Genomic DNA, 20177 nt, shown 5'->3' on the forward strand with positions numbered 1-20177 from the left:
AGTCACTCCCTGACTTTCGCAATAACGGGACGGCGGGCGGGGCGAAGACCGCAGGTCGAGCGGCGCTCGTGCGGCCCTCATTCCGCCGCTACCTTGTGCTGCGCGACCGGAACAACCGGCGCATCGACGATCTCGAGCGTTGCGCTGATCGATCCCTTGCGGCCGTCTTCATAGGTTACTTCGGTCGTGGTCGAGACAGTCTCGGATCCGTCATAAAGCGCGGCAATGATGTCGCTGAACTTGTCTTCGACAAACCCGCGCCGCACCTTCCGCGTACGGGTCATCTCGCCGTCATCCGCATCCAGTTCCTTGTGTAGAACGACGAAACGGTGCACCTGACAACCCGACAACATTTCGTCGGCGGCAACAGACTTGTTCACCTCTTCCACGTGCGACTTTATCGTCTCTAACACACGGGGATGCCCCGCGAGCTCCTGATATGACGCATAGGCCACGTTGTTGCGTTCCGCCCAGTTGCCCACCGCCGTCAGGTCGATGTTGATGAAGGCCACGCAGCGGTCCTTGCCATTTCCGAACAGAACGACTTCCAATATATCGGGATAAAATTTCAGTTTGTTCTCGACATATTTTGGCGCGAACATCGACCCATCGGCCATCTTGCCTACATCTTTGGCGCGGTCGATAATGCGCAGATGGCCGCTGCTTTCCTCAATGAACCCGGCGTCGCCCGTGGCGACCCAACCCTCGGCGTCTTTGGTCGAAGCTGTTGAATCCGGATTCTTGAAATACTCAACGAACACACCTGGCGAGCGATAGTGAATCTCACCCGTGTCGTCGATCTTCAATTCTACATCCGGCGCTGGAACGCCAACGGTGTCCGCCCGCACCTCTCCATCCGGCTGCACAGTGATGAATACCGTGGCTTCGGTCTGACCGTAAAGTTGCTTCAGGTTGATGCCCAAAGACCGATAGAAATCAAAGATTTCGGGTCCGATGGCCTCGCCTGCAGTATAGCCGACACGGAAACGGCCATACCCTAACGTGTCTTTCAGCGGTCCGTAAACCAGCAGATTGCCCAGCGCGTACTTTAGTCGATCCCCAATACCAACCGGTTTGCCATCCAGCAGCAGACCGCCGACTTTCTTGGCATGCGCCATGAAATGGTGGAACATGTTCCGCTTCAGTTTGCTCGCATCCTCCATACGGATCATCACGTTGGTCAGCTGCGTTTCAAACACGCGCGGCGGAGCGAAGAAATAGGTTGGCCCGATCTCGCGCAGGTCGGTCATCATCGTGTCCGCGCTTTCCGGGCAATTCACGCAGAATCCACACCAATAGGCTTGACCGACCGAAAAGATGAAATCGCCCACCCAGGCCATCGGCAGATAAGACAGAATATCTTCGTCGCGGGTCAGGTGGTCAAAGGCAGCCGAGTTCTTCGCACTTTCGATCACGTTGCGGTTCGACAGCACCACACCCTTTGGCTTGCCCGTGGTGCCCGAGGTGTAGAGCATCACGCAGGTGTCGTCATAAGTGATCTTGGAAATGCGTTGGTCCAGCTCGGCATCAAAACGGAAATGACCGGCGCTGCCTTCGGCCATGATGTCCTCGAGCGCGTTCATCTGACTGTGATCGTATTTCCGCATTCCGCGCTTGTCGGTGTAGAGGATATGCTTGACCTGATGCAGGTTTTCCTGAATCTCGATGACCTTGTCGACCTGCTCCTGATCACCGCAGACGACATATTTTGCGCCGCAATGCTCCAGCACATAAGCCATCTCTTCGGCAACGGCGTCCTGATAGAGCGGGACGGGAACCGCACCGACCATATTGGCTGCACTCATTGTCCAGTAATGCGCCGGTCGATTGCGTCCTATCACTGCGATATGATCGCCCTTTTCGACACCCAGTTCCAGAAAGCCGAGCGCAATCGAACGGATTTCCCTGGCAGCCTCGGCCCAGGTCCAGCACTGCCAGATACCGAATTCTTTCTCACGATAGGCCGGGGCATCCCCGAACTGCGTCACATTGCGGTGTAAAAGCGCCGGAAGGGAATGCAACCCTTCAGCGCCCGACTGCGTCTGAGCCAATCTCTTTCTCCTCCCCATCCGACCCCTCCTCCGGGCCGGAAATGGCGGGTCCGGGATAGTTCCCGAACGCCAACGCCCCGATAAGGGACGCAGGAAAGATCAGCGTCAAGTTTTGCCTGATGTTTTCTCAATTCTTACGAATTGTAACAGGGGTTAAGGACGCAGACTAGGGCGTGACCTGGCTTGCGTCATCCGACGGAATTCATCAGCCTAGCTTGTGGAATAATCAGATACTTAAAGAGAAAAGGGCGGCGATATGTTCAGAAAAGCGCTCCGCAAGCACCCATTTGTGGTGATTGCGGGTACGTTCATTTCCTATTTCCTTATCAGCGGCGCATCAGCCCAGCTATTTTTCTCTTTCGAGGGAAGTGGATTCAATCCGGCTTGGGCATTAGACGGTTTTTGGCTCCTATGGGTCTTGTACTCCGGCGCTCACATCGCAACTTTTTTAGTCGCAAAAATTCGATGAGCGGGGTCCAACGTCCACGCCTACAACCAATCCCTCAAAATCGGAATCAGCGGCACATCAGCCGCAGGCATAGGATAACTCCGCAGCTCATTCGCGCGGACCCATTTCAGCGCCTGCCCTTCCTTTGACTGCGGAATGCCCTCCCATTTACGGCAGGCAAACAGAGGCATCAGCAGGTGGAAATCGTCATAGCTGTGGCTGGCGAAGGTCAATGGCGCGAGGCAGGAGGCCCAGGTGTCGATGCCCAATTCCTCGTGCAATTCGCGGATCAGGGCGGCCTCGGGGGTTTCACCGAGTTCGATCTTACCGCCGGGGAATTCCCACAGACCGGCCATGGATTTGCCTTCCGGGCGTTGAGCCAGCAGCACGCGGCCCTCGATGTCGATCAGGGCAACTGCAGACACTAATACTGTTTTCACGAGCGATAATCCGCGTTGATCTCGATATAGCCGTGGGTCAGATCGCAGGTCCACACAGTGGATTGGCCCTCACCCAGCCCCAGATCAACAGCAACGACCAAATCCTGACCCTTCATATAGGCGGCGGCGTCCTCTTCACGGTAATCAGGGCTGACCCACCCTTTTTCCGCCACCAGAATGTCGCCAAAAGAGATGCTCAACAGATCGCGATCCGCTGCAGCGCCGGATTTGCCGATTGCCATTACCACACGGCCCCAATTGGGGTCTTCACCGGCAATAGCCGTTTTGACCAGCGGAGAGTTGGCGATGGCCAGACCATGCACTTTGGCATCAGCGTCCGATGCTGCGCCGGTTACACGGATTTCCACGAACTTCGTGGCACCCTCACCGTCGCGCACCACCTGCTGCGCCAGATCCAGCATCACGCTTTCCAGAGAGTCTGCAAAGGCGGTGTTGCCGGTTGCATCCACACCCGACGCGCCTGTTGCGCAGAGCAGCAGCGTGTCAGAGGTCGAAGTATCGCTGTCCACAGTGATGCAGTTAAACGTGCGATCCGTCTGCGCGCCAAGCATCCGTTGTAACGCCGATTGTTCAATCTGAGCATCGGTAAAGATGTAAACCAGCATCGTCGCCATGTCGGGCGCGATCATGCCAGAACCCTTGGCAATCCCTGAAATAGAGACTGTTTTACCGTCAATCTCGACCTGGGCACTCGCCCCTTTGGGAAAAGTATCCGTAGTCATGATCGCGCGCGCTGCATCTTCCAGCGCGTGCATGCTCAGCCCCGTTTTCAGTGTCTCAAGCTGCGTCACGATTCGATCGTGAGGCAATGGCTCGCCAATGACCCCGGTAGAGGATGTGAAAACACGCTCAACCGGCACTCTGGTTGCTGTCGAAACAGCCTGAGTAATCTCGGCCACCGAAGTTTGTCCATAGTGACCGGTGAACGCATTGGCATTGCCCGAATTCACAAGGATTGCCGCCGGGCCGTCACTCGGACCTCCAACTTTTTCCTGGCAGTCCAGAACCGGCGCGGCGCGCGTAGCCGAACGGGTAAAGACACCCGCCACCGAGGTACCGGGATCCAATACCGCCAACATGACGTCGGTTCGGCCCTGATAGCGCACACCAGCCTCGACCGTGGCAAAGCGTACGCCGTCTATCGCGGGCAAATCCGGAAAGGCCGCCGGGGCCAGCGGGGATTCCTTGGTAATATTGGCCACGACGTATTACTCCTGAACCATGTCCAGTTGACGGATGACTTCAGGGCCAACGCCTTCCAGCGCCGGGCGATCGATCTGGGCCTGCTGGGTCAACTCATCAATCCGCGCCTGAATGGCGTCCTGCTGAAGTGTCTGCGCCAGTTCACCACGTACTGCCTCCAATTCGGGGGCTTCAGTTTTTCGCTTGTCGTTCAGAATGAGGACATGCCAGCCGAACTGAGTCTGGACCGGCTCGGAAATCTGCTCTTTTTCCAGCTCAAGCACGGCTGCTTCGAATTCCGGCACCATGCGACCTTTACCGAACCATCCCAGCGCACCGCCATTCGGACCGGAAGGCCCAGTAGATTTTTCTTTGGCCAACTCGGCAAAATCCGCACCATCGTCCAGCTGCGCCTTGATGGCTTTGGCCTCGTCTTCGGTTTCGACGAGAATATGGCTGGCGTTGAACTCGTCTTCGCCTTCGAAATTGGCGAACTGCGCATCATACGCCGCCTGGATAGCATCTTCGGTAACTTGCGCGTCTGCGATCGCATTGATCGTCTGCACCGCCCGCAAGGACCGGGTCTCGTTTTCCAGCGTCAGGGTGTTCAGCGAAGACAGGTATTCCTGCTCCTGGCTCAGCAATTGCTGATTTACAAGCTGTTCCACAATGAAGTCGTACAATACGTCGTCTTCCAATTGCTGATACTGCGCCGGCAGGGCCGCAACAGTGGCAATAACGTGACCCAATGTGATCTCATCTCCGTTCACGCGCGCGATCACTGTGCTGGCATCAGGCTTGGTTTCGGCGGCCAACGGCAGCGCCATCACAGCAGCCAGAGCCAGTGATGGCAGAAATGTGAGGCCTTTGGGCATGGAATTATCCTATTTCTTTGCCGCGACAGGGCGCAGCGTTGACACTCTGGGACCTGCCGCTTACATCGCTTAGAAGCCTTGGACAGGGCCGCCTTTCACCCCCCGTATCTATGGGTTGCGCGCAAGGTGGGCAAGCCTGTCGCAACCAAGACAAGAACAGATCCGCTGGAGTGAACATGCTGGGACTCGGAACGCTCGCCAAAAAGGTGTTCGGAACACCGAACGACCGCAAGATCAAGGCGACCCGCCCGCTGGTCGAAAAGATCAATGCGCTGGAGCCAGAGTTCGAAAAACTGTCGGATGAAGGTCTGATCGAAAAGACCGCCGAGCTGCGCAAACGCGCGCTGGATGGCGAAAGCCTTGATGGCCTGCTGCCCGAGGCTTTTGCCAACGTTCGCGAGGGCGCCAAGCGCGCGCTGGGACTGCGCGCCTTTGACGTGCAGCTGATGGGTGGTGTGTTCCTGCACCAGGGTAACATCTCGGAAATGAAAACGGGCGAGGGTAAGACCCTGGTCGCCACTTTCCCGGCTTACCTGAATGCGCTGACCGGCAAGGGTGTGCATGTTGTCACGGTGAACGAGTACCTGGCCAAACGCGACTCGGAATGGATGGGCAAGGTGTTTGCCGCCGTGGGCATGACCACAGGTGTGATCTGGTCAGGTCAGCCGGATGCCGAGAAAAAGGCCGCCTACGCCTGCGACATCACTTATGCCACCAACAACGAGTTGGGCTTCGACTATCTTCGCGACAACATGAAAGCCGATCTTGCCGAAATCTATCAAAAGCACCACAATTTCGCGATTGTGGACGAGGTGGACTCGATCCTGATTGACGAGGCGCGGACGCCTTTGATCATCTCGGGACCATCGCAAGACAGGTCGGACCTGTACACCGCCATTGATGGGCTGATCCCCTCCCTGAGCGATGATCACTACGCGATGGACGAAAAATCCCGAAGCGTGACTTTTACCGACGAAGGCAACGAATTTCTGGAACAGCAGCTACTGGCCGCGGGGCTGATCCCCGAAGGGCATTCGCTGTATGACCCAGAAAGCACAACGGTCGTGCACCACGTGAACCAGGGCCTGCGCGCGCATAAGCTGTTCCAGCGCGACAAGGATTACATCGTGCGCGACGGCAATGTGGTTCTGATCGACGAATTCACAGGTCGTATGATGCCGGGCCGCCGTTTGTCCGAAGGGCTGCATCAGGCTATCGAGGCCAAGGAAGGCGTACAGATCCAGCCGGAGAACGTGACGCTGGCCAGCGTGACTTTCCAGAACTACTTCCGCCTCTATGACAAGCTGGGTGGTATGACTGGTACCGCACTGACCGAGGCCGAGGAATTTGCCGAAATCTATGGTCTGGGTGTGGTTGAAGTACCGACCAACATGCCGATTGCCCGCGTTGACAAAGACGATCAGGTTTATCGCACCGCACTTGAAAAATACGGCGCGATGATCACGGAGACAAAGAAAGCTACTGAAAAGGGTCAGCCGGTCCTGCTGGGCACCACCTCCATCGAAAAGTCCGAATTGCTGAGCCAGATGCTGACCAAGGAAGGTATCGAACACAATGTTCTGAACGCCCGTCAGCATGAACAAGAGGCACAGATCGTTGCCGATGCAGGTAGGCTTGGCGCTGTGACCATTGCAACCAACATGGCCGGTCGCGGAACCGACATTCAGCTGGGCGGCAATGTCGAGATGAAGGTTCTGAAAGCACTGGCCGAGAACCCCGAAGCCGATCCTACCCAGCTACGCACCGAAGAAGAGGCACGCCACGCCGAAGAAAAGCAGAAAGTGATTGAGGCTGGTGGCCTCTACGTCATGGCTTCGGAACGCCATGAAAGCCGCCGCATCGATAACCAGCTGCGTGGCCGCTCGGGTCGTCAGGGTGACCCAGGCCGCACTGTGTTCTACCTGAGCCTCGAAGATGACTTGATGCGCATTTTCGGTTCGGAACGGCTGGACAAGGTGCTGACCACGCTGGGCATGAAAGAAGGCGAGGCGATCATTCACCCCTGGGTCAACAAATCGCTGGAACGGGCGCAGTCCAAAGTCGAAGGCCGCAACTTTGATATGCGCAAGAACGTCCTGAAGTTCGACGATGTTATGAACGATCAGCGTCGGGTGATCTTTAGCCAGCGGCGCGAGATCATGTCGACGCAAGATCTGTCGGAAATCGTGTCGGACATGCGAGAGCAGGTAATCGACGATTTGATCGACGAATACATGCCTCCGAAGTCCTATGCCGATCAATGGGATACAGACGGTCTGCACGAAGCCATCAAGGAAAAGTTGACCATTGACGCCCCGGTTCAGGACTGGGCCGCCGAAGAAGGCGTTGATGACGAACAGGTTCGCGAGAGATTGGTCAAGTCAGCGGATGAAATGATGGCTCAGAAAGCCGTCGCGTTCGGCCCCGAAAACATGCGCAATATTGAAAAGCAGGTGCTGCTGCAGACCATCGACGGCAAATGGCGTGAGCATCTGCTGACACTTGAACATCTGCGCTCGGTTGTCGGATTCCGCGGCTATGCCCAGCGCGATCCTCTGAACGAATACAAGAACGAAAGCTTCCAGCTGTTCGAATCCATGCTGGACAGCCTGCGCGAAACGGTCACGCAGCAGCTTTCCCGTGTGCGTCCTCTGACCGAGGAGGAACAGAAAGAGATGCTGGCTCAGATGGCCGCGCAGCAAGCGCAGACACAACAGGCAGTGGATCAGGCCACGAACCGGGCCGAAGCACTGGCCGAGGCCGAAGCATCCGGCGACCCGCTTCCCGGATTTGTCGAGGACGATCCCGAAACCTGGGGTAATCCTTCGCGCAATGACAAGTGCCCCTGTGGGTCGGGCAAGAAATTCAAGCATTGTCATGGCCGCCTGACCTGAGGCGGCCAGTATTGGAACACAATGACTCCGCTGGCCCGCCACAATTAAGCCGCGATTGTTAACGACAGTCCGACTCGCTCCTTCAACTGGGGAGGGTGTTTTGTTTGTCGTAAGAAACTACGTGACCATGGGCGGTACCGTTGCCTGCGCCCTGGCCATCGGATATTTGATGCAATACGGCCCCGCGTCGCAGCGCAATGCTGCGCAAGGGTCCGAACAAGTGGCAAGTGTCACTGGACAAGCGTCAGTCTTGGCTGGGATAGAAGCTATTGTGCTAACTTCTTCCCCGAGCGCAAACACAACCGCAATTGATCTACCGAAGGCGTCCGGCAAACCATCCCGCGCACAACCGCAATTTCGAACCGATTGCAGCCTCAGCGCACGGGCGACGGCCGTGCCGGGTGCCAATGCACGCTTGCGGATCAAAGCCCCCTGCCATGATACATCAGAGATCGAGATTCATCACAGCGGCCTGACCTTCACCGCTATGACCAACGCGCACGGCGCCGTGGATCTAACCGTCCCTGCCCTGTCCGAATACGCAATTTTTCTGATTTCTTTTGAAAACAAGCGCGGCACTGTCGCCACCACTCACGTCCCCGATATTGGGGAATACGACCGTGTCGCGCTGCAATGGCAAGGCCAGACCGATCTTCAGCTGCACGCGCTGGAATTCGGCGCAAGCTATGGCCAGGACGGCCATGTCTGGGCGAACCCCGACGCCAGCGGGGCGGGAACAATGGTTCAATTGGGTCAGACCGAAATTGCCAAAGCCCGGAATGTGCAGGTTTATTCCTTCCCAAAGAAATCCTCGGAATACTCTGGCACAATCGAATTAAGCGTCGAGGCCGAAGTTACCGAAGCCAATTGTGGCCGCGATCTGAGCGTGCAAGCGCTGGAATTGCATGGCAACAGCCCACTCAGATCGCGTGACCTGTCGCTGACACTGCCGGAATGTTCCCGCGCAGGTGAGTTTCTGGTGTTGAATAATCTGCTCGAAGACCTGACAATCGCGTCCAAATAAACGGCAGGCAGGCTCGGCATTCCAATGGCATTTTCCCGTGTGGCGGCAGCTGCGCTGTATTGCGTCGCCTTTGCAAGTGGCGCGCAAGCGCAGGATATCACCCTGACCTCGCATGATGGCAAGGTCGAGGTGACTGGCAATCTTCTGGGATATGATGGTGAATTCTACCGCGTGGACACCCAATTCGGAGAGTTGACCGTGGATGGTTCGGGCGTCACGTGCGATGGCCTTGCCTGCCCAAATCTGACCGACTTCGTGGCCGAGGTCACCTTATCCGGATCATCGGTCATGGCCGAAGCCATTCTGCCCGCGTTGGTCGTTGGCTTCGCGCGCCAGGAAGGACTGACGGCTGTTCCGATCCACGAATCGCCTTCGGGATTTGTATATGAATTGCACCGGCCTGACCGGGAAGCCCCATTGGCACGCCTGCGTTTTCGCGTCGGTAACACGGATCAGGGTTTTACCGATCTGATTGCAAACGAGGCCGACATCGCAATGGCATTGCGTGAGATTCGGCCGGAAGAGAGCGAGGCAGCGCATGCGGCCGGCCTTGGCGACCTGCGTCAGGCGCGCCGGTCGCGCGTGGTGGCTCTGGACGCCATGGTGCCGATTGTGGCGGCGGATAATCCTGTCCGGCAGATTTCGTTGATCGATCTGGCACGGGTCCTTTCGGGCGAGGTCACTAACTGGACAGAACTGGGCGGGCCGGATGCGCCGATTAATCTGTATGTGCCAAACGCACGGTCCGGAATGGCACAGGGAATTGAGACTCAGCTTTTGGTTCCAGCGGAAAGTACGCTGACCGAAACCGCTACGCGTTATGAACGAAACGGCGTGCTGGTGCGCAGTGTCGCCGAAGATTCTTTTGGCATCGGCATTGCCAGCCGGTCCAACATCGGTGACGCGCGCGCTCTGCCTCTGACCGGCGGGTGCGGACATGCTTTGGCGGCGACACGACAGTCGGTCAAAACCGAGGACTATCCCCTGACCTCCCCAATGTTTCTGTATCTGCCTGCCCGTCGCCTGCCCCGGATCGCGCGGCAGTTTCTGGCTTATGTACAGAGCTCTCCGGCGCAATCGGTCATTCGTCAGGCTGGATTTGTCGATCAGGCGCCGGAAACCGTGGGTCTTGGAGTGCAGGGGGATCGTTTGGCCAACGCCATCGCATCCGGCGGGCCTGAAGTAGGACTTGAGGAATTGCAGCGCATGATTGAGTTGCTGCGGCCCATGGCGCGTTTGTCCTTGTCTTTCCGATTTGAGCCCGGCTCTTCACGACCTGACGCGCAATCTCGGTCGAACATCCTGCAACTGGCGCAAGCACTGGAATCTGGTGCTTTTGATGCGCACACACTGACCTTTGTCGGCTTCAGCGACGGACACGGTGCCGCCACTGCGAACCAGCGTATCGCCCAACTCCGCGCGAAAACAGTGCGCAACGCAGTTCTGGCAGCGATAGAAACCTCTATTCCCGAAACTGTCGAGATCGCCGTGGAAGGGTTTGGCGAGGCCATGCCAATGGCCTGCGATGACACGGAATGGGGCCGGAAAGCCAATCGCAGGGTCGAAGTCTGGGTAAAGTAACGATCACAGATACCCTTGTGATCGAAAGCTGAGCTCGGTCGATTTTCCGATGATCAGGTGATCGTGCAACGTTAATCCCAGCGCCGCACAGGCATCCTGAATGCGGCTGGTCATGTCGATATCCGACTGTGACGGTGTCGGATCACCCGACGGGTGGTTATGCACCAGTATCAAGGCGGAGGCGTTCAGCTCCAGCGCCCGTTTCGCGACTTCACGCGGGTAAACAGGAACGTGATCCACAGTTCCTTTGGCCTGTTCCTCGTCCGCAATCAGCACGTTCTTTCGATCCAGATAGAATACGCGGAACTGTTCTGTCTCACGATGCGCCATGGTCGTGTGGCAATAATCCAGCAGCGCGTCCCAGCCCGAAATCACGTGCCGCTGCATCACCCGTGCGCGGGCCATTCGATGGGCGCAGGCTTCGAGTATTTTCAGGTCGGTGACAACTGAATCACCGATACCTTTGATCTGGTGCAGCCTTTCCTCGGGCGCGGTAAGAACGCGATTAAAATCACCGAACGTGTCCATCAAGGCCCGCGCCAGCGGTTTCACATCCTGACGTGGGATCGAGCGGAACAGAACCAGCTCCAGCAATTCGTAGTCCGGCATCGCCGCAGATCCGCCGGACATGAACCTTTCGCGCAGCCGCCGCCGGTGATCTTTGATGTAGGAGGGTAACCGACCCGACGGCAGCGGCTGCGCCGGTGCTTCGTCCGTATCGAACAGCATTGGGGCTTCGGCAAAGGCGTCCTGTGTCATGGGACCACCCTGACGCAGAATCGGTTTCTGAATGGTTAACGCGTCTCACCTGCCATGCGCGCCGTCGCGCGTCGGACAACCATATGCAGCAGTATTGAAAACACGCCCAGCGTTAACATTGCAGCAAACATCAGGTCGGTCTTGGCGCGGCCATTGGCCAGCAGCATCAGATAGCCCAGACCTTGCGACGACCCGACCCATTCGCCGATCACGGCCCCGATAGGTGCATAAACCGCGGCCAATCGCATCCCCGAGGCCAACGACGGCAACGCTGCAGGAATACGAATGTGCCACAATATCGCGCGGCGGCTGGCTTGCATGGTGCGCGCCAGGTCAAGATAGCCTGACGGCGTCCGCATCAAGCCGTCGAAGAAGGACGAAGTGATGGGGAAATAAATGATCAACACGGCCATCGCGACCTTGGACCACAATCCATAACCCAGCCAAAGCGTCAACAACGGCGCAAGCGCAAACACCGGAAGGGCTTGCGTGAATACCAGCATCGGCTGAACCAGCACCCGCGCTGCCCTTGAATTGGCAAGTTGCAGGGCAGTGACCACGCCAAGAATCGTGCCGCAGGCAAGACCAATCACCACTTCGATCGCTGTGATCCATGTGTGTTCGGCAATAACCCAACGATATTGCCACCAGGTCTCTGCCACCACCGCCGGCCCCGGAAGGATGAATTTGGGCAACCCGGTCAGGGTGACGATCGCTTGCCAGACAGCAAGGGCAAACAACGTTGCAACAACGGCCGAGAAGACTTTCATACCGCCGTCTCCCGCAACAGTTTCAAAAGCGATCCTTGCGTTTCCAGCGTCTCGAGATCGTCCACATTGCGCGGCGCCGGTGCGTGCGGTGGCTGGCAAGGGGTCAACCCGCCCGGCGTCATGACAACGATGGTCTGGCCCAGGCGTGCCGCTTCGCCGGGATCATGGGTCACAAGCAAGACGGTACGGCCCCGCAACGCCTCGGCCGCCAGATCCTGCATGTCCGCCCGGGTGCGAGCGTCGAGGGCCGAGAATGGCTCATCCAGCAGAACAATGGGACGGTCTTCCATCAATGTGCGTGCAAGGGCCACGCGCTGACGCTGTCCACCCGAAAGCTCGGCCGGTTTCTTGTTCATGTGATCATGCAAACGCATCCGGCCGATCAATCGGTCCCGCCGCTCGAGGTCGACCGCATCACCCCGCAGACGCGCGCCAAGCGAGACATTCTGCGCGACAGTCGCCCAAGGCAGCAGCAGATCGTCCTGCGCCATATAAGCGACGCGTTCAGCTACCGGCTGGCCATCGCTGGCGGCGATCTCTCCGGTGAACTGTGCGCCGGTTTCCAAACCGGCAATAAGACGCAATACGGTTGTTTTACCAACGCCCGATCCGCCCAGCAAACAAGTCCATTGCCCTGCACCAAGGCACAGAGACAGCGGCGCGAACAAAGGCGCACCGTCGATGCTGGCTTTGCCGCTGATTGTCAGATCGGGCGCTGGGGTCATGGCGTCAAACCCATCTGCCAGAAATTGACTTCTAAGACGGTTGCGGTCTCAAAGGTCTTGCAGAGATCAGCCCAAACCGGAAGTTCGTCGTAGCCCTTGCCCAACCTTCGTATGACCGCGCTGTCCATCAACGCACCAATGTCACGGCAGTAGCTTTGGTACTGGTCGCCGGCATAGGTATCAATCCAGGGGCGATAGATCTCCGATGTCGCCTCCTGAGCCAGCCGCGAACCGATCTCGGCATAGCCGATAACGCAGGGCAGCAATGCAGCCAGCAGGCTCAGGTAATCGCCCGAATAGCCTGCCTCGAGGACGAAGCGGGTATAGGCCAGGTTTTCCGGCCTTTCAGGCGTTGCAAACAGGTCGTCCCGGGAAATGCCTGCCTCGGCGCACACACCAACATGCAGCATCATCTCTTCATGCATCAGACCGTTCACCGTGGCAGCGGCAACCTGCATTTCTTCGTGGGTTTGCGCCTTGACCACTGCCAGCGCCCAGGCGCGCGAGAAATGCGTTAGGAACACATAGTCCTGCCGCAGATAATGCAGGAAAGCTTCGCGCTGCAGGGTACCGTCCTTTAGCCCTTCGACAAAAGCGTGGCGGGTATATTCCCGCCACGGCCGCTGTGCCGCGTCGCGCATCAGTGTGAAGGCGCGGCCAAAGTTCGGGCTCCTCATTGCGCCGTCACATCGATTGCGATGTCGCTGACAGGATTGACGCTGTCGATCATGCCGCTGTCTTTGAGGAACGATTCAAACCGGGCGTAACGACCAGCTTCAAGGCCCGCAGGACGCAGCGCAAAACGGGGGAGCGTATCGACCCAAGCGCGGGCGTTCAGCTCGTCTTGAAGTTCGGGCGACGTGGACGAGAAGACTTCCCAGCTTTTTTCCGGATTGTTTACGATGAACTGGGTGGCCTTTTCAGTAGCAGCAAGGAAACGCGCGACCTTGTCGGTATCCATGATCTCGGGGTTGGCCACGTAGATCAGTTCGTCATAGGGCGGCACGCCTTCCTCTTCGATATAGAAGCAATGGCCCGGGACGCCTTCGATGTCCATTTGGTTCAGTTCAAAATTGCGGTAGGCGCCGATTACTGCATCCACCTGACCGGTCATTAGTGACGGCGAAAGCGAAAAGTTCACGTTGATCAATTCGACTTCGTCCAGAGTCACGTCATATTTGCCCAGAACCGTGCCCAAGACGGCCTCTTCCACGCCGGCGACCGAAAAGCCGATTTTCTTGCCCTTAAGGTCGGCAGGCGATTTGATTGGACCGCCTTCAAGAACCAGCAGGCAGTTCAGGGGCGTAGCGACCAGGGTACCAACTCGCTTCAAGGGCAGGCCTTCATGAATCTGCAAGTGCAGTTGCGGTTGATAGGACACGGCCAGATCGGCCTGACCAGCCGCCACAAGACGCGGCGGTGCAGAGGGATCGGCGGGCGGAACGATTTCGACTTCAAGCCCTTGCTCGGCGAAATATCCGTTTTCCTGCGCCACGATGATCGGACCGTGGTCGGGGTTGATGAACCAGTCCAACAGCACGGTCATCTTGTCCTCGGCCCAGGCTGGCGCGGCGGCCAGCACGGCGATAGCTGTGATCAGTTTCTTCATATCTCGCGTTTCCTTTTCATTCACGAGGTTGAGGCCGCGACAAGAACAATCTCGCCGGGCCAATCTGGTTGAATTTGTTCGGCAGCACGCCAGGCACGTAGCCCGGTGGCACAGCACAAAGCCAATCTTTTCCCTTGATTAGGGTCGATTCGATGCAAGTCATTCAGCGATATTCGCTTCGCATCCGGGTGGATCGGGATTTCCACTTCTTCTGTTCCGCGCAGCTCGATAATCTGGTCTTCCTTGGTCAGTTGGCTGGCAGACAAGAAGCGGAAACAGTTGTTTGGCTCTGGCGCTTTTTCGAACCGGAAGCCATTACTGCGCAAAGTTCGGGCATCGTATTGCACCATCTGACCCAGAGGCGATGGCCCCACCCCCAATATCAGATTCAGCGTCATCTGCGCCTGCATCGCGCCGAGCAATCCTACGACAGAACCCAGTACACCAGCGGTGGCGCAGCTGGCACCGCTGTCCGGCGCATCCGGGAAAAGCGCTCGTAACGATGGTGCGCCGCCGCAAAAGCCACCCACATAGCCTGACAATCCAAGCACCGATGCGCTGATCAACGGTTTTCCCTGCGCCAGACAGGTATCCGAGAGAATATAGCTGGCGGCATAGCTATCCGCACAGTCGAGGATCACATCCGACTGCGCGACGAAAGCGGCCGCGTTTTCACTTGTCAAAGCCAGCTTTTGGCTGAAAACCTCAATCTCGCTATTCAGTGCACGGCAGCGGTTAGCAGCGGCATCAACCTTGTAACGCCCGCAATCTGCCTCGGAAAACAATGTCTGGCGGTGCAGGTTGGATAAATCGACAGTGTCGCCATCCACAATCGTGATCCGCCCTGTCCCGGCCCCTGCCAGTAAAGGCAGAACCGGAGCGGCAAGGCCACCCGCACCCACCACCAACACACGGGCAGAGGACAGACGCGCCTGCCCCACAGCCCCCACTTCGGGCAACACCGTTTGGCGGTGGTACCGACTCACCTTGTGGCCTCGATCCATTGACGCACGCGCGTCTCTGGGTCCGTGTTCAGTGTGATATCGGTGACGGCCGAAACGATATCCGCCCCGGCTTCGAGCACACCCGGCGCGCGCTCAACACTCATACCTCCAATGCCGACCAGGGGAATACTTCCGACACGCGCTTTCCATTCAGTAACGCGCGGCAAGCCCTGCTGGTGCCATTTCATCTTTTTTAAGATAGTCGGATAGACGGGCCCCAGCGCAACATAGTCCGGTGCCATAGCCAGAACTCTCTCCAGCTCATCATCGTCATGAGTGGAAACGCCCAGTTTTAGACCCGCTTTTCGGATCGACTTCAGATCGGCATCGTCCAGATCTTCTTGCCCCAGGTGAATCCAGTCGCAGCCCAAATCGATAGCGGCCTGCCAGTAGTCGTTGACCACGAGAACGGCATCGTGATCCCGGCACATTGCCTGCGCGATGGAAATCTCCTGGCGCACCACGGCGTCTGCCTGATCCTTGATCCGCAACTGCACCAGTTTGACACCCAAAGGTAGCATCCGCCGGAGCCAGTCCGAGTGGTCGAAGATCGGGTAAAAACGGTCAAGAGTCATGACAGAAACGCCTTTCCGATCACTGGGGTCGAGGGTTCCGCCATATCGCGGGCTTCGATCGGGTCGGCGCGATGCGCCAGTTGCCCGGCCTCGATCGCCATTGCCATCGCTTTGGCCATCACCTCCGGATCGCCAGCCCTTGCCACCGCCGTGTTCAGAAGAACCGCATCATAACCCAGCTCCATCGCCTGAGCGGCGTGGCTGGGCAGGCCGATTCCCGCGTCGATAACCAGCGGCGTGTCGGGAAATTCCGCCCGCATCGCGCGCAGCGCGTATTCATTGTTCAATCCACGCCCAGAGCCAATCGGCGCACCCCAAGGCATCAGAACTTCACACCCGACTTCAAGCAGACGCTCACCCACGATCAAGTCATCGGTCGTATAGGGAAACACCTGAAATCCGTCCTCGGTCAGGATGCGCGCCGCTTCGACCAGTTGGAACACATCCGGCTGCAAGCTGTCGGTGTGACCGATCAGTTCGAGTTTGATCCACGGTGTCTCGAAAACTTCACGCGCCATCTGGGCGGTGGTCACGGCTTCTTTCACCGTGTGGCAACCGGCCGTATTCGGCAGAATGCGAACTCCCAGTTCTCGGACTATCTGCCAGAATGTCTGGCCACCACCCGATTCCCGGCGCAGCGACACGGTCGCGACGGCCGCCTTGCTTTCGCGAAACGCGCGTTCAAGGATCGCGGGGCTGGGATACTGCGCGGTGCCCAGCATCAGCGGGTTGGGCAGATCAACACCGTAAAAGGATTTCATCCTCAACCTCCCTGCATCGGCGCGACGATCTCAACTCGATCCCCATCGCCGAGCTTGAGTGCAATGCGCAGACTGGACGGTACGAACTCTTCATTCACAGCTGTTGCCACACGGCCGGAAAAACCGCATTCCGTCAGCAGATCCGAAAGTGTTTCGGCCTGAACATCTCGGGCTTCACCGTTAAGCACGATCTTCATCGACCAACTCCGATTGTTTGTTTTCAAGGGCCAGGTCGGCCACGCCTTGCGCCAGCGCAGGCGCGAGCAGGTAGCCATGGCGATAGAGCCCGTTTGCATAGATTGTCCGCCCCAATCGCCGGATACGTGGCAAGTTGTCGGGGAAAGCAGGGCGAAGGTCGACGCCAATTTCCAACACTTCTGCCTCGCCGAAGGCGGGATTGAGCGCATAGGCCGCACTGAGCAGTTCCAGCATCGATCGGGCAGTTATGCGACCGCTGTCCTCGGCTTCGATCATCGTCGCACCGAGCATATAAACGCTGTCCCCACGAGGCACGATGTAAAGAGGCACGCGCGGATGCAACAAGCGAACCGGACGGGTCAGCGTCACGTCCTTGCATCGGATCACCAGCATCTCGCCCTTAACACCACGCAGATCGTAAAGAATTTCGCGCGCGTGCAATCCACGGCAGTCAATGGCGTTCTCCAACCGGGTTGGTGCGAGTTTGCGGTGAAAGGTGACCCCGTCGATCTGAAGCTGACGATAGAGATCCTGAAGGGCCTGCCGCGGATCAAGGTGCGCCTCACCCCCAAAATGCAACCCTTTGCTGAATCCATGCAGATCAGGCTCTAATTCAGCGATTTTCGCCTGTTCAACCTCGGTAAATGCTTCCGTGCGCCGCGCAAACCGGCGCAGTTCTGGCAGATCACGGGAGTTGGCGACCACCAAAGTGCCACGTCGTTGCACTTGCGTACGAGATGCCCACCAGTCGATCGCCGTCTGACCCAACCGCAATACGGGTTCCTCGGCATTCTCATATTCACACCACGGAGCCAGCATACCCCCGGCCCACCACGAACACCCATGCGCCCCCGGAGGCCCTCCGGGATCAAACACCTGAACTTTGGCGCCACGTGAAACCAACTCGGACGCCACGGCCAGACCGGCAACACCGGACCCTATGACCGACCAGACCGTCACGCCGGCCAAACCTGATGGAAATGGTGAACCGGCCCGTGACCCTGCCCCACCTGCAACTCGTCAGCACGCGCGATGGCCGCTTGCAAATACGCATGCGCATCCGCGACGGCCTCAGTGAGGCTTAGCCCTTTAGCAAGCCCTGCCGCGATGGATGATGACAGGGTACAGCCAGTGCCGTGCGTGTTCTTGGTTGCATTGCGAGGCGCTTGGTATTCGGCCACCAATCCGGACTTGCCGATCAGAAGATCGTGGCAAACATCTCCTGCGCCATGCCCGCCTTTCATAAGAACGGACTGAGGCCCCAGTCCGCATAGTGCCAACCCTTGATCGACCATCTCCGCCACAGACTCGGATGGCTGGCAATACAGCAAGCGCGCAGCCTCGGGCAAGTTTGGTGTCAGGACAGTGGCCCGGGGCAGCAACACCTCGCGCAACGTCGAAACAGCTGCCTCGGCCAGCAAGGCATCGCCGGATTTGGCAATCATCACCGGGTCCAGTACGATCGGACCCGAGAAGTCCGCCAGGCCATCCGTGACAGTCCTGATGATCTCGGGCGTGGCAAGCATCCCGATCTTTATTGCGCGCACGTCCAGATCGCTTAGAACAGCCGATATCTGATCTGCGATCACTCCCAGCGGAATACCGTGAACAGCGGTCACCGCCTGCGTGTTCTGAGCCGTTACTGCGGTGATTACACTGGCACCATAAACCCCTAAAGCGGACATCGCTTTGAGGTCGGCCTGAATCCCGGCACCTCCGCCGCTGTCCGATCCTGCAATTGTCAACGCAATAGGCGCCATGTTGTTGCTCCAACTTTTCTTGGGCAACGGGCATGGAAAACGTCTGTAAACTGCGAGACCGTTCCCTACGCCGGAATTGCCCGGATCAGGTTCGATGGGTTAGCGCATTCACGCCTCTCAGCCCCAGGACAGGGCACCCCAACGGTTGGCGCGGACAATCTCAGGGGTTTGGACGGGAATCAAGGGCCAATTAGGCCCGGCTCGCGGTCAAACTGGACTTATGAAACAAAAAGGACCGGTTCAACGGAACCGGTCCTTCTGGTTTCGAATAAATTTGGCTTCAGCCCTTCATCCCATCCCAAAAAGACTTCACGGATGAGAAAAAGCTTTTGGATTCAGGATGATTGTCTTCGCCCAAATCGTCAAACTCGCGCAGAAGCTCTTTCTGACGGCTGGTCAGATTGACCGGAGTTTCCACTGCCAGCTCTATGAACATATCACCGACACCGCCACCACGCAGGGCAGGCATGCCCTTGCTGCGCAGGCGCATCTGGCGACCGGACTGGCTTCCGGCCGGAATCTGAACACGACCGCGGCCGCCGTCGATAGTCGGAACCTCGATCGAACCGCCCAGCGCTGCCTTGGCCATACTGACCGGTACACGGCAATAGAGGTTCACGCTGTCACGCTCGAACAATTTGTGATCCGACACTTCGACAAAGATATAGAGATCACCCGGAGGGCCACCGCGCATTCCGGCCTCACCTTCGCCCGCAAGGCGAATACGAGTCCCGGTTTCGACACCGGCGGGAATATTTACGGACAGCGCTCGGTCTTTCTCGACACGCCCTGCGCCTTTACAGGATTTGCACGGGTTCTTGATGATCTGCCCAAGGCCGGAACAGGTTGGGCAAGTACGCTCTACTGTGAAAAAGCCCTGTTGCGCCCGAACTTTACCCATACCCGAACAGGTCGGGCATGCTGTGGGTTCCACACCGCCTTCGGCGCCCGTTCCTTCGCATGAGGAACAGGCCACTGCCGTGGGCACATTGATGGTTTTCTGCAAACCAGCATAAGCCTCTTCCAGCGACACTCGCAGGTTATAACGCAAGTCAGACCCACGCGCAGCGCGGCGCCCGCCGCCACCCCCACGTTGGCCACCCATGAAGTCGCCAAACAGATCGTCGAAAACATCCGAAAAGGCGCTGGAGAAATCACCCTGCCCGCCAAAACCACCGCCGGGACGTCCACCGCCACCCATGCCGTTTTCAAAAGCAGCGTGGCCGAATCGATCGTAAGCGGCCTTTTTCTCGGCGTCACGCAGCACGTCGTAGGCTTCGTTCGCTTCCTTGAACTGAGCCTCGGAATCCGGATTGTCCTTGTTGCGGTCGGGATGCAATTCCTTGGCCTTCGTGCGAAAGCCTTTCTTGATCTCATCCGCCGATGCGCCCTTGGACACGCCGAGCACATCGTAATAGTCGCGTTTTGACATCAGTAGTTCCTTATGTCTCAACGTAATCGGGCCGGCCCGGCAACCGGACCGGCCCGCATTGGCCCGGT

General features: G+C 57.9%; 19 protein-coding genes and 1 riboswitch. Of the genes, 3 read left to right on the forward strand and 16 right to left on the reverse strand.

What is annotated here, in order from left to right:
• Nucleotides 1-77 precede the first annotated feature (77 nt).
• The 4 genes from AC2TCY_RS01245 to AC2TCY_RS01260 form a co-directional block, all read right to left on the reverse strand.
• Nucleotides 78-2051 carry an AMP-binding protein gene (locus tag AC2TCY_RS01245; protein ID WP_480844946.1) on the reverse strand — a complete coding sequence of 658 codons (1974 nt, stop codon included), beginning with the start codon at nucleotides 2049-2051 and terminating at the stop codon, nucleotides 78-80.
• A 489-nt stretch (nucleotides 2052-2540) separates the two neighbouring features.
• Nucleotides 2541-2939: an 8-oxo-dGTP diphosphatase MutT gene (gene mutT / locus AC2TCY_RS01250; protein WP_480844948.1), complete on the reverse strand. Its 399-nt coding sequence runs from the start codon at nucleotides 2937-2939 to the stop codon at nucleotides 2541-2543.
• Nucleotides 2936-4162: a bifunctional glutamate N-acetyltransferase/amino-acid acetyltransferase ArgJ gene (gene argJ / locus AC2TCY_RS01255; RefSeq protein ID WP_480844950.1), complete on the reverse strand. Its 1227-nt coding sequence runs from the start codon at nucleotides 4160-4162 to the stop codon at nucleotides 2936-2938. The genes mutT and argJ overlap by 4 nt, the downstream gene beginning before the upstream one ends.
• Before the next feature lie 6 nt (nucleotides 4163-4168).
• Entirely contained in the window at nucleotides 4169-5017 is an 849-nt protein-coding gene (locus AC2TCY_RS01260) for a peptidylprolyl isomerase (protein ID WP_480844952.1), read from the reverse strand.
• Nucleotides 5018-5193: 176 nt separating this feature from the next.
• On the opposite strand from AC2TCY_RS01260, the gene secA reads away from it, so the two are divergent.
• The 3 genes from secA (at nucleotide 5194) to AC2TCY_RS01275 (ending at nucleotide 10516) form a co-directional block, all read left to right on the forward strand.
• On the forward strand, nucleotides 5194-7911 hold the full coding sequence (gene secA, locus AC2TCY_RS01265; RefSeq protein ID WP_480844954.1) for a preprotein translocase subunit SecA: 2718 nt from the start codon (nucleotides 5194-5196) through the stop codon (nucleotides 7909-7911).
• A gap of 100 nt (nucleotides 7912-8011) precedes the next feature.
• Nucleotides 8012-8935, forward strand: coding sequence for a hypothetical protein (locus AC2TCY_RS01270; RefSeq protein WP_480844955.1), 924 nt, complete (start codon nucleotides 8012-8014; stop codon nucleotides 8933-8935).
• A 24-nt stretch (nucleotides 8936-8959) separates the two neighbouring features.
• On the forward strand, nucleotides 8960-10516 hold the full coding sequence (locus AC2TCY_RS01275; RefSeq protein WP_480844956.1) for a substrate-binding domain-containing protein: 1557 nt from the start codon (nucleotides 8960-8962) through the stop codon (nucleotides 10514-10516).
• A gap of 3 nt (nucleotides 10517-10519) precedes the next feature.
• On the opposite strand, the gene radC is transcribed toward AC2TCY_RS01275, so the two are convergent.
• The 12 genes from radC to dnaJ form a co-directional block, all read right to left on the reverse strand.
• Nucleotides 10520-11275: a RadC family protein gene (radC, locus tag AC2TCY_RS01280; RefSeq protein ID WP_480844957.1), complete on the reverse strand. Its 756-nt coding sequence runs from the start codon at nucleotides 11273-11275 to the stop codon at nucleotides 10520-10522.
• Nucleotides 11276-11310: 35 nt separating this feature from the next.
• On the reverse strand, nucleotides 11311-12045 hold the full coding sequence (locus tag AC2TCY_RS01285; RefSeq protein WP_480844958.1) for an ABC transporter permease: 735 nt from the start codon (nucleotides 12043-12045) through the stop codon (nucleotides 11311-11313).
• Nucleotides 12042-12770: an ABC transporter ATP-binding protein gene (locus AC2TCY_RS01290; RefSeq protein WP_480844959.1), complete on the reverse strand. Its 729-nt coding sequence runs from the start codon at nucleotides 12768-12770 to the stop codon at nucleotides 12042-12044. The genes AC2TCY_RS01285 and AC2TCY_RS01290 overlap by 4 nt, the downstream gene beginning before the upstream one ends.
• A complete protein-coding gene (gene tenA, locus AC2TCY_RS01295; protein WP_480844960.1) occupies nucleotides 12767-13447 on the reverse strand; it encodes a thiaminase II in 681 nt (226 codons plus the stop codon). Before tenA ends, AC2TCY_RS01290 begins: the two co-directional genes overlap by 4 nt.
• Nucleotides 13444-14379 carry an ABC transporter substrate-binding protein gene (locus AC2TCY_RS01300; protein ID WP_480844961.1) on the reverse strand — a complete coding sequence of 312 codons (936 nt, stop codon included), beginning with the start codon at nucleotides 14377-14379 and terminating at the stop codon, nucleotides 13444-13446. Before AC2TCY_RS01300 ends, tenA begins: the two co-directional genes overlap by 4 nt.
• A 20-nt stretch (nucleotides 14380-14399) precedes the next feature.
• Entirely contained in the window at nucleotides 14400-15365 is a 966-nt protein-coding gene (locus AC2TCY_RS01305; RefSeq protein ID WP_480844962.1) for a HesA/MoeB/ThiF family protein, read from the reverse strand.
• Nucleotides 15362-15958 (reverse strand): thiamine phosphate synthase, encoded by a 597-nt coding sequence (locus AC2TCY_RS01310; RefSeq protein WP_480844963.1) that lies wholly within the window; start codon nucleotides 15956-15958, stop codon nucleotides 15362-15364. The genes AC2TCY_RS01305 and AC2TCY_RS01310 overlap by 4 nt, the downstream gene beginning before the upstream one ends.
• Nucleotides 15955-16719: a thiazole synthase gene (locus AC2TCY_RS01315; protein ID WP_480844964.1), complete on the reverse strand. Its 765-nt coding sequence runs from the start codon at nucleotides 16717-16719 to the stop codon at nucleotides 15955-15957. Before AC2TCY_RS01315 ends, AC2TCY_RS01310 begins: the two co-directional genes overlap by 4 nt.
• A gap of 2 nt (nucleotides 16720-16721) precedes the next feature.
• Nucleotides 16722-16916: a sulfur carrier protein ThiS gene (gene thiS, locus AC2TCY_RS01320; RefSeq protein ID WP_480844966.1), complete on the reverse strand. Its 195-nt coding sequence runs from the start codon at nucleotides 16914-16916 to the stop codon at nucleotides 16722-16724.
• Nucleotides 16900-17877, reverse strand: coding sequence for an FAD-dependent oxidoreductase (locus AC2TCY_RS01325; protein WP_480844967.1), 978 nt, complete (start codon nucleotides 17875-17877; stop codon nucleotides 16900-16902). Before AC2TCY_RS01325 ends, thiS begins: the two co-directional genes overlap by 17 nt.
• Entirely contained in the window at nucleotides 17874-18677 is an 804-nt protein-coding gene (gene thiD, locus AC2TCY_RS01330) for a bifunctional hydroxymethylpyrimidine kinase/phosphomethylpyrimidine kinase (RefSeq protein ID WP_480844969.1), read from the reverse strand. Before thiD ends, AC2TCY_RS01325 begins: the two co-directional genes overlap by 4 nt.
• 45 nt (nucleotides 18678-18722) lie before the next feature.
• Nucleotides 18723-18828, reverse strand: a riboswitch (TPP riboswitch).
• Between the two features lie 129 nt (nucleotides 18829-18957).
• Nucleotides 18958-20109, reverse strand: coding sequence for a molecular chaperone DnaJ (dnaJ, locus tag AC2TCY_RS01335; RefSeq protein ID WP_480844970.1), 1152 nt, complete (start codon nucleotides 20107-20109; stop codon nucleotides 18958-18960).
• Nucleotides 20110-20177: the final 68 nt, after the last annotated feature.

The sequence above is a fragment of the Ruegeria sp. HKCCD7181 genome, assembly GCF_057221055.1.